At 40.0% G+C, this 14080-nt stretch carries 13 protein-coding genes; 9 read left to right on the plus strand and 4 right to left on the minus strand.

Translation table 11 applies throughout. From position 1 onward, the window contains the following. Nucleotides 1–2: 2 nt before the first annotated feature. Nucleotides 3–1031 carry a protein-glutamate methylesterase/protein-glutamine glutaminase gene (locus tag CWC11_RS12825; protein WP_138682996.1) on the plus strand — a complete coding sequence of 343 codons (1029 nt, stop codon included), beginning with the start codon at nucleotides 3–5 and terminating at the stop codon, nucleotides 1029–1031. Here CWC11_RS12825 and CWC11_RS12830 read toward each other — a convergent pair. Then, nucleotides 1021–2058, minus strand: coding sequence for a polysaccharide deacetylase family protein (locus CWC11_RS12830; RefSeq protein WP_138682997.1), 1038 nt, complete (start codon nucleotides 2056–2058; stop codon nucleotides 1021–1023). The genes CWC11_RS12825 and CWC11_RS12830 overlap by 11 nt on opposite strands. Here CWC11_RS12830 and dinF point away from each other — a divergent pair. Further along, nucleotides 2038–3372: an MATE family efflux transporter DinF gene (dinF, locus tag CWC11_RS12835; RefSeq protein WP_138682998.1), complete on the plus strand. Its 1335-nt coding sequence runs from the start codon at nucleotides 2038–2040 to the stop codon at nucleotides 3370–3372. The two genes, CWC11_RS12830 and dinF, sit on opposite strands and share 21 nt — an antisense overlap. 2 nt (nucleotides 3373–3374) lie before the next feature. On the opposite strand, the gene CWC11_RS12840 is transcribed toward dinF, so the two are convergent. Together CWC11_RS12840 and nfuA are read right to left on the minus strand one after the other, a co-directional pair. Continuing rightward, a complete protein-coding gene (locus CWC11_RS12840) occupies nucleotides 3375–3644 on the minus strand; it encodes a hypothetical protein (protein WP_138682999.1) in 270 nt (89 codons plus the stop codon). Between the two features lie 9 nt (nucleotides 3645–3653). After that, nucleotides 3654–4229 (minus strand): Fe-S biogenesis protein NfuA, encoded by a 576-nt coding sequence (gene nfuA / locus CWC11_RS12845; protein WP_058547934.1) that lies wholly within the window; start codon nucleotides 4227–4229, stop codon nucleotides 3654–3656. Nucleotides 4230–4375: 146 nt separating this feature from the next. On the opposite strand from nfuA, the gene CWC11_RS12850 reads away from it, so the two are divergent. The 4 genes from CWC11_RS12850 (at nucleotide 4376) to CWC11_RS12865 (ending at nucleotide 11212) form a co-directional block, all read left to right on the plus strand. Continuing rightward, nucleotides 4376–6934 carry a M14 metallopeptidase family protein gene (locus CWC11_RS12850; RefSeq protein WP_138683006.1) on the plus strand — a complete coding sequence of 853 codons (2559 nt, stop codon included), beginning with the start codon at nucleotides 4376–4378 and terminating at the stop codon, nucleotides 6932–6934. Nucleotides 6935–7111: 177 nt separating this feature from the next. Beyond that, nucleotides 7112–8479 (plus strand): alkaline phosphatase PhoX, encoded by a 1368-nt coding sequence (locus CWC11_RS12855; protein ID WP_138683000.1) that lies wholly within the window; start codon nucleotides 7112–7114, stop codon nucleotides 8477–8479. Between the two features lie 113 nt (nucleotides 8480–8592). Further along, entirely contained in the window at nucleotides 8593–8898 is a 306-nt protein-coding gene (locus CWC11_RS12860) for a hypothetical protein (RefSeq protein ID WP_138683001.1), read from the plus strand. Between the two features lie 193 nt (nucleotides 8899–9091). After that, entirely contained in the window at nucleotides 9092–11212 is a 2121-nt protein-coding gene (locus tag CWC11_RS12865; RefSeq protein ID WP_138683002.1) for a TonB-dependent receptor, read from the plus strand. Nucleotides 11213–11221: 9 nt separating this feature from the next. Here CWC11_RS12865 and CWC11_RS12870 read toward each other — a convergent pair whose 3' ends face one another. Then, nucleotides 11222–11899, minus strand: a complete 678-nt coding sequence (locus CWC11_RS12870) for a ComF family protein (RefSeq protein WP_138683003.1) — start codon at nucleotides 11897–11899, stop codon at nucleotides 11222–11224. Nucleotides 11900–11973: 74 nt separating this feature from the next. On the opposite strand from CWC11_RS12870, the gene bioH reads away from it, so the two are divergent. The 3 genes from bioH to CWC11_RS12885 all read left to right on the plus strand — a co-directional run bounded on the left by bioH (nucleotide 11974) and on the right by CWC11_RS12885 (nucleotide 13976). Further along, nucleotides 11974–12711, plus strand: a complete 738-nt coding sequence (gene bioH, locus CWC11_RS12875) for a pimeloyl-ACP methyl ester esterase BioH (protein WP_138683004.1) — start codon at nucleotides 11974–11976, stop codon at nucleotides 12709–12711. Nucleotides 12712–12801: 90 nt separating this feature from the next. Further along, nucleotides 12802–13110, plus strand: coding sequence for a hypothetical protein (locus CWC11_RS12880; RefSeq protein ID WP_058547930.1), 309 nt, complete (start codon nucleotides 12802–12804; stop codon nucleotides 13108–13110). 5 nt (nucleotides 13111–13115) lie between these two features. Further along, the gene (locus CWC11_RS12885) at nucleotides 13116–13976 is read left to right on the plus strand and encodes a putative metalloprotease CJM1_0395 family protein (RefSeq protein WP_138683005.1); all 861 of its coding nucleotides are present in this window, start codon (nucleotides 13116–13118) and stop codon (nucleotides 13974–13976) included. The last annotated feature ends 104 nt before the right edge of the window (nucleotides 13977–14080 follow it).

The raw sequence follows: 14080 nt of genomic DNA on the forward strand, positions 1-14080 counted from the left end.
ATATGATAAAAGTATTAATAATTGATGACTCTCCATTAATTAGGCAGTTACTTACTGAGATTTTAGGCCAAGCTGACGACATCAAAGTTGTAGGTTGTGCTGAGGATCCGTACGAAGCGCGGGAAATGATAAAAAAGCTTAACCCTGATGTGCTGACTCTTGATGTTGAAATGCCAAAAATGGATGGTATTAGTTTTTTAAAAAATTTAATGCGGCTCAGGCCAATGCCCGTAGTGATGATTTCTACTTTAACAAAAAAAGGTTCACCTATTACATTAGAGGCATTAGAGCTCGGTGCAGTAGATTTTATAGCTAAACCCACCGTTAATGTTAAAGAACACATGAGCCATTACAGTGCTTTAGTACAACAAAAAGTAAGAGTCGCTGCAGGTGCAAGGGTAAGAGGTTTTAAAAAGCCTATATCTAATGAGCCTATTGCAGCTAACACGCAGTTTTTGTTGAACAAGGTCATTGCAATAGGTGCATCTACCGGTGGTACAGAGGCTATTAAAGAGGTGTTAATTAAAATGCCAAAAAACTGCCCACCCATTGTTATTACGCAGCATATTCCTCCAGGCTTTAGTGCTTCGTTTGCGCAAAGAATGGATCGTACATGCACCATAAATGTGAAAGAAGCAGAACAAGGCGATAAGCTAACAGCAGGCAACGCCTATATTGCTCCTGGTGGATTACACTTGAGCATTGTTAAGCGAGGGGTGGGTTTATATTGTCAACTTGATGATAACGAGCCCGTAAATAGGCATAAACCTGCGGTAGATGTTTTATTTAATTCATTAATACAAACAGGTGCTAAAAACGTAGTTGCAGCAATACTCACTGGCATGGGAAGTGATGGTGCGCAAGGTTTGCTTGGTTTAAAGCAAAGCGGGGCATATACAATGGCGCAAGATGAGTATTCATCCGTTGTGTGGGGAATGCCTAAGGCAGCAATTGATATTGGGGCTGAAAACGAAGTCGTAGCGCTAGATAAAGTTACCCAGCGCCTTTTAAGCCAAGCTATTAAGGTTTAGCGTTTTCGATAACCCATGGTTGTGAAAACCAAAAGTAACTTCCTGGGTTTGAAATAGAAGGTGCAGTACAATTAAAGCGTGAACGGCCTTTATTAAGTATTTTTGGTGAGGTTATTTCTACTGTGCTTTCACTGATCCAGTTTAAATCTGCTTGGCCTACGCTTGATACGTAACAAGCAAATTGGCTTTTATGAAAATCACCCATATTAAACGTCACCGTAAGCATAGGTGGGTTTTGCTCTGTCACGCTGTCTTTGTAAGTTAGTTTAGTAATATTAAAAGCTCGTGAATTAAGCTTAGTAATAAGTGTTTCTAATTTACTATAAAAACCAGATGCCGGAAAACGCGGTAAACGGCTAAAGTTAGAATCTTTATTTACCGCCCCTGAGTGCTGGCCAATACCAATAAAGCCAAGCTCTGTTACCAGTGCTTGTAGCTCGTTATTAAACTCACCATACGGATAGGCTAAGTATTTGTAATCTTGTCCGGTTTCTTCTTTTATACGTTTTTGCGAATCTAAAATGTCTTTTTTAATACGAGCGCGCCACTGAGCATTTGTTTCGTTTTCAAGCGTGCGATGTAAGTAGTCGTGTTGCCCACTGTGATTAGCAATCAGCGCGCCTTTTTTAGCGAGTTCTTTTAGTTTATCCCACCCCATAACGTAGCTCTTGCCTTCGTCTATTAATTTTGGGTTTACAAAAATAGTGTATGGGTAGCCAAACTTTTCTAAAATAGGCGCTGCTTGTTCGTAGTTATTGTTATAGCCGTCATCAAAAGTAATGGCAACGGTTTTATCGGGCAGGGTTTCACCTTGCTTTAGAGCGCTAATCAACTCATTAAGCGCAATAACCTTAAAGTCATGCTCTTTTAAATAACTCAAATGCTTAGTAAATGTATTTGCACTAACGCTTGTTACAGCGGGTAGAGTTTCGCTAACATGATGATACTGTAAAATTACGGCTGCTTGAGCACGTACAGATACACTAATGAGGATAAATAATACTAAATGAAACAATTTCTTATACATAATAAGGCACACCATAAAAGCTTGCTGTTGTTAGCGGGTCCGATGATACTATCAAATATCACAGTGCCATTGTTAGGAATTGTTGATACCGCCGTAATAGGCCACTTAGGTAGTGCTCATTATTTAGCTGGTATTGCCTTAGGCTCCGCCGTTATTTCTATTTTATTTTGGCTCGCTGGTTTTTTAAGAATGAGTACCACGGGACTGGTTGCTCAAGCATATGGAAAAAACGATTTAACTCAGCTAGCTGCTTTACTTAAACGAAGCTTATTGCTTGCAAGTGCAGTTGCCGTGCTATTAATTGTGTTATCCCCCTTAATAAAACACGCTATAGCTTACCTTTCAGCTGCGCATAACGATGTACTTATTCAAGCCTATCAGTACTTTAGCATTCGAATTTTTAGCGCTCCAGCAGCATTATGTAATTTAGTGTTACTCGGTTGGATGCTTGGTGTGCATTATGGCAGGGGACCATTTTATCTTTTACTAGTGACTAATATAACTAATATCGTGCTCGATATTTACTTTGTTGTGTATTTAGATTGGGCGGTTGCAGGGGCTGCGTGGGCATCACTTATTGCTGATTATACCGCTTTAGTATTTGCTTTAATTTTGGTTGTAAAACTAGCTAAAAAACAAGGGATTAAATTAAACACTCCTCATTGGCTTAGCGTGAGTAAAATGACTGAGTTACTTAGCTTAAACCGCGATATATTTATTCGCTCTTTAATACTGCAATTATGTTTTAGCTTTATGACATTTTATGCGGCGCGTATTGGCGAAACCACACTCGCCGCTAATGCTGTATTACTTAACTTTTTAATGTTGGTGAGCTTTGCCCTAGACGGAATTGCGTATGCCGCAGAGGCAAAAGTGGGGCAGGCGAAGGGTCAACAAAGCGTTAAAAAAATAAGGATGTGGGTTAAAATTAGTGTGTTTTGGGGGATGCTTTTTGGCATTTTATACAGTGCCTTTTTTGCATTATTTGGCAGCACTATAATCAAGCTTTTAACTAATGTCCCAGAAGTAATACAAGAGGCTATTCACTATTTACCTTGGGTAATTGTATTGCCTATTTTAGCGATGAGCTGCTTTTTGTTTGACGGCGTATTTGTTGGTTTAACACGCGCTAAAAATATGCGTAACAGTATGATACTCTCAGCTGGTGCAGGCTTTTTTGGTGTGTTTTGGGTATTTATTGATTGGCAAAACAATGGACTGTGGCTTGCAATGAGCTGCTTTATGTTAATGCGTGGAGTTACATTAATTATTAAGTATCAGCGCTTAAAAGCAAATAATCAACTGTTGGATTAAGCTTACTTCCATAGGTCAGGGTCGTGATTTTTAGGGCCCATATCTTTTAAAACCTGAGAAAAGCGATTGGCAAAAATACCGCCATATCCCCAAGCTGCAAAAAAAAGTGCAGGGATTAAAATAACAATGCCGATAATTTGTAAACTGAAGTGGGTATAGTACCCAATAGATATGAAAATCACGGCTAGCACAAACAGTGCTAAGCCGCGAAAAAAGCGCTTTAAGCTCAACTTAGGATTGCTTCCTAAGCGATAAATAAGCTGCTTTAGCATCAATAATGCTTAATAGTAAGAGTGATCGCCTGCTTGGTGCTCTGTAATATCGGCAACACCAGTGATTTCTTCAAACTTAGCTATCATCTCTTTTTCGATGCCTTCTTTTAGCGTTACATCGATCATAGAACACCCATTACAACCACCTCCAAACTGAAGTACAGCAATACCTGCAGCTGTAATTTCAACAAGGCTTACTTGACCACCATGGTTAGCAAGTTGTGGGTTTACTTCTGTTTCAAGCATGTGTTGTACGCGCTCGTTTAATGTAGCGTCTTCGCCAATTTTACGTGCTTTAGCATTGGGTGCTTTTAGTGTTAACTGAGTGCCCATTTTGTCGGTAACAAAATCAATTTCAGCTTCTTCTAAAAATGGTGCACTTTCTGTATCTACAACGGCATCAAAACCATTAAAGTTTAAGCGAATGTCACTGTCTTCAACAGCGTCTTCTGGACAATAAGAAACACCACACTCCGCTTGTGATGTACCAGGATTTACAACAAACACACGAATGTTGGTTTGCTGTGATTGATCTGCTAAAAGTTTAGCAAAATGCGCTTGTGCTGTTTCGGAAATTGAAATCATAAAACCGTCTATACTTGACTAAATTACTCGGATACTGCATATCATACTCCGCTCATCGTGTTGCGGCTAGTGTTGAGCGTAAAAAGTTGGCATCTATTTTAAGCAATGCTAGCGTGCAAATAACAAACATTTTTAGAGTGATTTATATGCGCTGGATAGTAACTATAATGGTGGCAATGCTTAGCTTTTCAAGTATGGCAAAACCACTTTCGTATTATTTTGAACAAGATGTAAAATTTGACCCAGCAATTCCTACGCCTGAACAAGTGCTTGGTTATGAAGTTGGGCAATGGCATGTAAGGCACGACCAACTAGTGCGTTATATGGAAATACTTGCTGATAAAAGCGATAGAATAAACTTTGAAGTTATTGGGCGTACACATGAGCAGCGCCCGCTAGTTATGCTAACTATTACTGCCGCTGATAAGCTCACAAAAATAGAGCAAATTCGTCAAGATCATTTAGCGCGCCTAGATAATAAAACAAGCAACAAAACAAATTCACAAGTACCACCTAGCGTTGTATGGATGGGCTACAGTGTGCATGGTAACGAGTCATCTGGTAGTAATTCAGCTTTGCTGGTGGCTTATTATTTAGCAGCCGCACAAGGTGCTGAAATAGAAGAGTTACTAAACAGTACCGTTATTTTACTCGACCCTTCGCTTAACCCCGATGGCTTAGCGCGTTTTGCTAATTGGGCAAACAGCAACCGAGGTATGAACTTATCGAGCGATCCTAAAACCCGTGAACATGTTGAAGGTTGGCCTAGTAGCCGCACTAATCATTACTGGTTTGATTTAAACCGCGATTGGCTATTACTACAGCACCCAGAATCACGTGCGCGTATTGCAAAGTTTCATACTTGGAAGCCTAATATTTTAACCGATTTTCATGAAATGGGGCCTAACAGTAGCTACTTTTTTCAGCCGGGTATTCCTAGTCGTAAGCACCCAATAACACCGGATGAAAATGTTAGTTTAACTAAAGCCATCGCTAACTATCATGCAAAAACACTTGATGAAAATAACGCACTTTATTTTACAGAAGAAAGCTTTGACGATTTTTATTACGGAAAAGGTTCAACCTACCCCGATGTAAACGGCGGTGTAGGTATTTTATTTGAACAAGCCAGCTCGCGCGGGCATGTACAGGAAACCATAAACGGTACGCTTACTTTTCCTTTTACTATTAAAAATCAGCTTTTAACGAGTCTATCGACCTTTAAAGCGGCTGTAGATAACCGCGTGGCATTACTTGAGTACCAAGCTCAATTTTATAATCAAGCAATTGATTTAGCAAAAGAAGAGAGCTTTGAAGGCTACGTAGTTGAAGGTGAAAAAGACAACACCCGCATTAAGCACTTTTTAGGGCTGTTAAAGCAGCACCAAATAGATGCGTTTGCACTAACAAAACCACTTAAAGCCAAAGGTAAAAATTTTACTACTAATAGCTATTTTATACCTTTAGCTCAACCACAATATCGTTTAATAAAAGCTATTTTTAGCGAACAAAAAAACTTTGCCGACAATACATTTTACGATGTGTCTGGGTGGACGCTTGCTCATGCATTTAATTTACCGTTTGCTGAAGTAAAAAGTAGCTGGGGCTTAAAAATTGCTAATACAGCATGGAAAAAAGCAGTTAAACCTTCTTTTGCTGCGCTTAAACAAGGCTATGCGTTTGGTTTTTCGTGGGATGACTACCTAGCGCCAAAAATGCTAAATAGTCTTTTAAAGCAAGGCATAAAAGCGCGTGTTGCATTAAGCCCATTAACAGCTAAAACACCTTCAGGCGAAGTGAAATTTGATTCGGGCAGTATTATTGTACCAGCAGGGCTGCAAACAAATAAAGACTGGGTTAGCCTGTTAAACAATGCACAAAATGAGTTTGGCATCGCTATTAAACCTATTACTTCAGGCCTTACAAGCGAAGGCGCAGATTTAGGCTCTCGTACAATGGCAGTAGTGAACGAGCCAAAAGTGTTGTTAATAGGCGGAAAAGGCATAAGCCAATACGAAGCGGGAGAAGTATGGTATTACCTAGACCGTTTTGTGGGTGTGGCGCCAACTATAGTAGAAATGCAGCGTTTAAGTACTGTTGAGCTCAGTAATTACAGCCATATAGTATTGGCACATGGTAACTACAGCAGTCTCTCAGATGCCGAAAAAGTAGCTATAAAAACATGGGTAAGAAAAGGCGGTGTTATTTGGGGCCATAAAGGCGGCGCAAAATTTTTAGCTGATCAGCAATTATTAAAAGCCAGCTACTTATCGCGTCAAGATGTAGCAAGTGCGTTTAATACGCAAGGGTTAAACTACGCAGATAAAGATCACCTCGCTGGGCGTCAACGTATTGCGGGAGCTATTTTTAATACAAATGTTGATTTAACACACCCACTTACTTTTTCGCTCAAGCGCGAAACACTGCCTGTATTTAAAAATAGCACTTGGTTGCTCGAAGCTTCACAGGCGCCATTTGTAAATATACTCACCTATACCAAAAAGCCTTTACTAGCTGGTTTTACCGATGCTGTAAATGTAGAGCAAGTTGCAGGTGGTGCAGGGCTAATAGCACATTCATACGGGCGCGGTACTGTTATTGGCATGACCGATGACCCTGTATTTAGAGGGTACTGGTATGGTACAAGCCGCTTACTTAGTAACGCTTTGTTTTTTGGTCATACCTTTAGAGTAAATGGCGGTTAATACTATTTATATTTAAAACAGGCTGTTAAGGCCTGTTTTAAGCCACAGAGTTTTATACATTTTTGATTAGTTTTAAATATGACATTTCTATGAATTTACAATGCAGACGCATTTTAGTTCGTCATTTTAATTTACTATCTACCCTCTTTTAAAAGCATTATCGCTATAGGTTTAATTATGGTTTCCAGAAGACAGTTTCTTTTAAGTGCAGGTACGCTTGCATTTATCGGCCTTTCTAAAAGCGCATTTGGTAAAGTTACTTTAGCTAACTTAGCAGATAGCATATATGCATATGGTGGTTTAATTCCTGATACTAAAAAACTACTCGATTTACCTGCTGGTTTTAGCTACAAGGTTATTTCTCAATTGGGCGATACTATGGATGATGGCTTAAATGTACCGGATAAAGCCGACGGCATGGGCTGTATAGCACTTGACGAAGACACTGTCGCGTTAGTTCGTAACCACGAACTTTCACCTAAAAATATTAAGCACGCAGCCACTAGTATTCAATCGCATAAAACACCACTAGCGTATGATGAATTTGAAGATGGCGTGGCGCTACCTGGCGGCACAAGCCATATAATTTACAATATTAAAGAGCATAAAAAAGAGCAAGAATACTTATCCTTATGTGGAACAATACGCAATTGTTCTGGTGGTATTACTCCATGGGGTAGTTGGCTTACTTGTGAAGAAACAGTCGCTAGTCAGGCTGATGGGTTAGGCAAATCTCATGGTTATATATTTGAAGTACCTGCTACGGCAAAAGGTTTGGTAAAACCAGAACCACTTGTTGCAATGGGCCGATTTAATCATGAAGCAGCTGCAATAGATCCACGTACAGGCATTGTTTATCTTACTGAGGATAGGGGTGATAGTTTATTTTATCGTTTTATTCCTAATGAATATGGCAAACTTAATAAAGGTGGCCAGTTGCAGGCTATGGTCATTAAAAAGCACGCTCAATTTGACACCCGTAATTGGAGTGAAACTGCAATGCTTAAACACACACAAATGGAAGTTGAGTGGATTGACTTAGATGATCCACAGAGCCCAAAAGATGATTTAAGAATAAGGGGTCACAAACAAGGAACTGCACTGTTTGCCCGTGGAGAAGGTATACACTGGGGCAGTAACGAGCTTTATTTTTGTTGCACTAACGGCGGTAAAAAGCAGCTTGGCCAAGTAATGAAATATCAGCCATCTGAATTTGAAGGTGCTGATAATGAAAGCTCTTCGCCAGGTAAAATAGAACTATTTGTAGAAAGCGAAGACGAGTCGTTATTTAACTTTGGTGATAATTTAACTGTTGCACCTAATGGTCACCTTATTGTTTGTGAAGACCAATATACAGATATAGTAGATAACCATTTACGTGGTGTTACACCTACCGGAGAAGTTTATACGTTTGCGCGCTTAGCTGAGCAAACAGAACTTGCCGGCGCTTGTTTTTCACCTGACGGGACTACGTTATTTGTAAATGTATACTCGCCAGCTAAAACGCTCGCCATTACTGGCCCTTGGACTCGCTTTAAAGCATAGCCATGTAACCTGTTAAGTGTCTAAGGTTTATAATACTTAACAGGTTTATTATGCGTATAAATAATAAATTATTCTATCGACACACCTTGTAGTAACGTTATAGTATATCCATTATGCAAGCATCTGTTTTACATTCACTTAGAAACCACAAAGCATTATTAAACTACAGTGCGGTGTTTTTTTTGTTGTTCAGTGTTTTTTCTGTATGGCACGATACTGCACATGCCTTAAAAACTGAGCAAGAATGTGAGCTGTGCTTAAGCTCCCTTGATTTAGAACATTCTATACCTGCCAAAGCAAGCCTGTTTGCGCTAAGTACAGATCATTTTTCTGCAATACAATTTAGTAGTCAGCACTTTTACAGTGAATTTGTGGCTATTGCAGGAAACAGAGACCCTCCAATTGTTATCTTAAATTAACCAGATCTCTAATTAAGCGGCCTTCTAACCAATTAAAGTAGTGCTGATATTTAAATTATTTTGCTAGCGAGGGCTTTTCAGTGCGCGAAATAAATTTATGATTCAGAGATCTGGTTAAGTTCATCAGTTAAAACATCCTTAGCACTCTTAATAATAACGAGTGTGTTTTATTGTGTACTTTAGAGATAACAAAATGAAAAGTAACTATTCACCTTTAGTAATCGCTTTATTAGCAGCAATGAGTAGCACGGCGTATGCCGATGAAAAAAACCTTCAAAAAGACGAAACAGACATTGAAAGAGTCCTAATTACAGCGTCGCCAATAAAGCGTACGGTGCTTGAGTCAAGCACCCCTGTAACAATTTTAAGTGGCGAAGAGTTAGATCAAAATCAAGCTGCAACGTTAGGCGATACATTAAAAAGTGTACCCGGGGTACACAGCTCTTATTACGGACCTGTGGCAAGTAGCCCTATTATTAGAGGCTTAGATGGCCCAAGAATTAAAGTGGTTCAAAATGGTTTAGGCGCATCAGATGCATCGCGTGTAGGGCCAGATCATCAGGTTTCAACCGAAACATCTACAGCCACCCAAATTGAGGTTTTAAGAGGCCCAGCTACGCTTTTATACGGCAGCGGTGCTATTGGCGGAGTAGTAAATGTGGTTGATAACCGCTTACCCGCGCAAAGGCTAGAAGGCGTAAGTGGTGAAGTATTTGCGCAGTACGATAATGTTGCAGATGCTAAAACTCTTTCAACAGATTTAAACGCAGGTTCCGGCGATTTTGCTTTTCATATTGATGGATATACCCGTAAAACCGATGATTACAAAATCCCTGTATCAGCAGATATTGATGAAGACGGTGGAAGTACTACACTTGCAAACTCAGATATTGACGCAAGTGGCTATAACCTAGGCGCAGGCTGGATAACTGACGATATGCGCGTTGCTTTTTCGTATGGGCATATGGACTCTGACTATGGCTTACCGGGTGAAGAGGGCGTATTTATAAAGCTCAACCAAGATCGCTATCAAGGCGTAGTGGATTGGAATAATTTAGATGGCTTTATACAAGCAGTGCATTGGCAAAACGCTTATACCGATTACGAGCACTCTGAAATTGAAGGGGCCGAAATTGGCACAACTTTTAAAAACGAAAGTATAGAGTCAAGGTTGTGGGCTGAGCATGCACCTGTTTATGGCTGGAAAGGAATTGTGGGCTTACATTATAACCATAGCGATTTTGAAGCGATTGGCGAAGAAGCATTTACGCCTCCAACCAAAACAGACAGCATTGCTGCATTTTTAATGGAGGAGAAAAAAGTAGGCTCGCTATTGTGGCAAGTAGGTACTCGTGTTGAGCAGTCAACACATAATGTAGACAATGACTTTTTTACAGCCCTTAGTTCGTCTAACTCAGTTTCGTTTGACGATAAAGATTATGACGCGGTTTCAGGTTCTGCTGGTGTTGTATGGAGTATTAACGATAGACACTCATTAGCTTTTAATTACGCATATTCACAGCGTGCACCTTCAGCTTCAGAAATATATGCATATGGGCCCCATATTGGCTCTGGTACTTACGAAGTTGGCGGTGGATTTGAGCTCAGTAACAACGCAGGTCAATATAGTGTTGTTCAATCTAATGAAAGTATGGATAAAGAGGTTTCAAATAATTTAGACCTTACATATAGATATACTGGCGATACATGGAACGCTAACGTTAGCATCTTTAATAACGATATTAGCGACTATGTTTTTGAAAGATTTACAGATTTAGTTATCAGTGATGGTGCTTTTATTACCTCCGCCGATTACGAAAACCAAGTAGCTGTTTCGGGTGAACCTGACGACGAAGCTGATGGCTTACCTGTCGTGCTGTTTGCACAGCAAGACGCACGCTTATATGGATATGAAGCGCAGGTAGATTGGCATTTAAACGATGATTGGCGCTTAGAAGTGTTTACCGATTATACGCGCGCTAAGTTAGACTCAGGCGGTAATGTACCAAGAATACCACCAATGAGAGTTGGCTCGTCAGTACATTATGAATATGGAAATTGGCACACCGAAGTCGAAGTTATTCGTAATGCTAAACAAGACAAAATAGCGGATAACGAAACTCCAACAAAGGGTTATACCATGCTATCGGCCTCAGCTAATTATTACCTAGATTTAGGTGATGTAGATATGACCATTTATATAAAAGGCGATAACTTAACTGATCAAGAAGGGCGTGTGCATTCATCGTACTTAAAAGACGAAGCCCCTTTACCGGGACGCTCAGTTAGTTTAGGCGTAAGAGCTCGTTTTTAATTGAAATAATTAAAGCGGCGTTAAACAGGTGGTAAATGCCCACACATGTTTAGCGCCCGCTTGTTTTAAAGCCTGTGTAGCGGCATTCAGTGTAGCGCCTGTTGTCATCACATCATCAATAATAGCAATTGTTTTACCGCTCATATCTTGTGTACAAACAAAGGCATTTTTTAAATTTTTAACTCGCTTAGCTTTTGAAAGTTCAGATTGCGCTTGCGTTTTTTTATTGCGAATAAGGCTGTTATTTAGAGGTGCAACTTTAATCAATAAAGGTTGCCACACTTGGCTTACTTGATTAAAACCACGAGTAACAAATCGACTTTTATGTAACGGTAAAATAATAAAGAAGTCTGGCAGAGTAGGGCTTTGCTCAAAAAACTGCTTGAGCTGCTTTACAATGATTTGTTGTAATGCCTTTTTATAATGAATTTGGTTATTAAATTTTAGCCGTTTAAGCCAGTGTTCAAAAGGTGTTTGATAAAACGCACAAGCAAATAAAGTATCAAACTCACAATTAGGAAACATTTCAACAATATCAGGTCGATGCAGTAAGTTTTTATGCGCTGTAAAATCAAATAGTGGTAAGTCTTCAAGGCAAAAACTACATAACCCTAAATTAGCAGTAATAGGGCTTTGGCATTGCACGCAGTATGAAGGAAATAACCAATTTAAAACCGTCTGTTTCATTGATACAACCTTCGCATTGCAATCGCCTTTTTAAACGCTATGATGAGCCTAAGTTTGGTAAAGGTTTGGTAAATATGCAAAATGAGTTAGTGCTATTGCACGGATGGGGAATGAACCAAGGCGTTTGGCAATTAATAAAGCCAGAGCTAGAGTTTTTATATTCAGCAAATGTACGTAGTCTTGATTTGCCTGGATTTGGTAATAGTTCTGTTTGCCCAACGCCCTATACCCTACATGATGCAGCAGCGCTTTTAAGTGAGCAGCTAAAGCCACATTCTATTTTAATGGGATGGTCGTTAGGTGGCTTATTTGCTCTTTATATTGCTAAGCATTGGCCAGAAAAAGTATCAAAAGTAATTTTAATTGCCTCAACCCCTTTTTTTGCTGAGGCAGATAATTGGCCGGGAATAAAAGCAAATGTATTGGCGCAGTTTAAAGAGCAGTTAGTTAACCATCGAGAAAAAACAATAGAGCGCTTTTTAGCCATTCAAGCAATGGGTAGCGAGTCGGCGCGTGATGATATAAAGCAGCTTAAGCAATTACTAAATCAGTACGGCGCACCAAAAAGTGAAGCATTGAGTGCTGGTTTAGATATTTTACAAAACGACGATTTACGTGACTTATTTGCACATTGCCCTGTGCCTATTAAAGCTATATTTGGCCGGTTAGATGCATTGGTGCCGTATAAAGCGGTTAGTAAAATGGCAGCACTAAATACTGACTTTGAATACGAAGTGATTGATAAAGCCTCGCATGCGCCATTTATTTCTCATAAAGATGAGTTTTTATCTACCGTTAAATCAATGCTTTAAAATAGAGAAAATATTAACATTGTTTAAAGCTTTATTTTGTATATGACCTGAGCGATAATTAAACAATGTTTAATTGGTGGAGGTTTTATTATGCCAATAGGATCTGTATTTAATAGTGGTGTTGAAGGGTTTAATCGTGCAAGCCAAGGTATAGAAAAGGCAAGCGCTGAGATTAACCGCGCAAGCATAGAGCAGCAAGACGATGCGCAATTAGCGCAGCAGCGTCAGCTTACTGCGGCACGCCCAGAAGAAGCGGTTACTGCACCCGTTGCACAGCCCGCTCGTGTTGACGAAGCACTTGTAAATTTAAAAGTGGAAGAGTTTAACGCCAAAGCTAATACGCAGTCTATTCAGACGGCCGATGACGTATTAGGCACGTTAATAGATATTAAAGTGTAGCAATAATGAATATTGTCACGCCTTTTCCGTCGATCAATATAAACACCGCAAATGTTTATACGGAATCTGCACGGCGTGACAATCAACTTCGGGAAGTTATTCCTGCCCCAGCGTCAAGTAGCGCAAGCAATACTGAAACTAAAGCTCAAAGCGACGCTGAAAAAGCTAAGCTTCCAGGCAATAATAGCGATGTATCGACTTATGATGCCAGCGGTAAACTAGCTGACGATAAAGCAATTGAGCAGCGTGAAGGCAATTCAGAAAATTCAGAGAGTGCTGATCAAGAGGCCGAGCAAGAAGCGTCTCAACAAGAAACTGAGCAAGAAGAGCAACAGCTTGAACAAGATCAACAACAAATAAAAGAACTGAAAGCGCGCGATACCGAAGTGCGAGTTCATGAGCAAGCACACGCCTCTGTAGGGGGGCAATATGCTGGTTCTCCTAGTTATGAATACCAGCGCGGTCCGGATGGCACAAATTACGCTGTTGGCGGTGAGGTACAAATTGATGTATCTGAAATTCCAGACGATCCGCAAGCGACAATAGATAAAATGCAAACGGTACGTGCAGCAGCACTAGCCCCAGCAGAGCCATCAAGTGCCGACAGAGCAATCGCTGCTGATGCAACACAAAAAATGGCGGCTGCCCAAGCTGAACTTTCGGCTCCTGAAGAAGAGCAAGCGGAAGAAAGTGAGCAAAGCACTAAACTCTCATCAAACGAAAGCAGCACAGCAGAATCGCAAAATGATACTAATACAGAGCAATCACGCGATCCTGAAGTAGACGCACGAGCCGGTCGTATTGCTAATTTTTACCAAATGACTAGCTCACCACAAAGTGAAAGTGGCTTTTCGGCGTATGGTTGATTAGGTTCTAGGTTAGTTAGCATTAAAACAATATAAATAATAAAAAAGCCGCATTAGCGGCTTTTTTGGTTTAGTAAGTTAACTGTCTTGTCCTGAAATGTGTT

The organism is Pseudoalteromonas sp. S3178 (genome assembly GCF_005886985.1).
Classification (GTDB): domain Bacteria; phylum Pseudomonadota; class Gammaproteobacteria; order Enterobacterales; family Alteromonadaceae; genus Pseudoalteromonas; species Pseudoalteromonas carrageenovora.

Excerpts from the sequence above, each read along its gene's own strand:
- CWC11_RS12880 (WP_058547930.1), top strand. The coding sequence starts at position 12,802 with ATGCCAATAGGATCTGTATTTAATAGTGGTGTTGAAGGGTTTAATCGT.
- CWC11_RS12855 (WP_138683000.1), top strand. The coding sequence starts at position 7,112 with ATGGTTTCCAGAAGACAGTTTCTTTTAAGTGCAGGTACGCTTGCATTT.
- CWC11_RS12885 (WP_138683005.1), top strand. The coding sequence starts at position 13,116 with ATGAATATTGTCACGCCTTTTCCGTCGATCAATATAAACACCGCAAAT.
- nfuA (WP_058547934.1), bottom strand. The coding sequence starts at position 4,229 with ATGATTTCAATTTCCGAAACAGCACAAGCGCATTTTGCTAAACTTTTA.
- CWC11_RS12830 (WP_138682997.1), bottom strand. The coding sequence starts at position 2,058 with ATGTATAAGAAATTGTTTCATTTAGTATTATTTATCCTCATTAGTGTA.
- CWC11_RS12840 (WP_138682999.1), bottom strand. The coding sequence starts at position 3,644 with ATGCTAAAGCAGCTTATTTATCGCTTAGGAAGCAATCCTAAGTTGAGC.
- CWC11_RS12850 (WP_138683006.1), top strand. The coding sequence starts at position 4,376 with ATGCGCTGGATAGTAACTATAATGGTGGCAATGCTTAGCTTTTCAAGT.
- CWC11_RS12870 (WP_138683003.1), bottom strand. The coding sequence starts at position 11,899 with ATGAAACAGACGGTTTTAAATTGGTTATTTCCTTCATACTGCGTGCAA.
- CWC11_RS12865 (WP_138683002.1), top strand. The coding sequence starts at position 9,092 with ATGAAAAGTAACTATTCACCTTTAGTAATCGCTTTATTAGCAGCAATG.
- bioH (WP_138683004.1), top strand. The coding sequence starts at position 11,974 with ATGCAAAATGAGTTAGTGCTATTGCACGGATGGGGAATGAACCAAGGC.
- CWC11_RS12860 (WP_138683001.1), top strand. The coding sequence starts at position 8,593 with ATGCAAGCATCTGTTTTACATTCACTTAGAAACCACAAAGCATTATTA.
- dinF (WP_138682998.1), top strand. The coding sequence starts at position 2,038 with ATGAAACAATTTCTTATACATAATAAGGCACACCATAAAAGCTTGCTG.
- CWC11_RS12825 (WP_138682996.1), top strand. The coding sequence starts at position 3 with ATGATAAAAGTATTAATAATTGATGACTCTCCATTAATTAGGCAGTTA.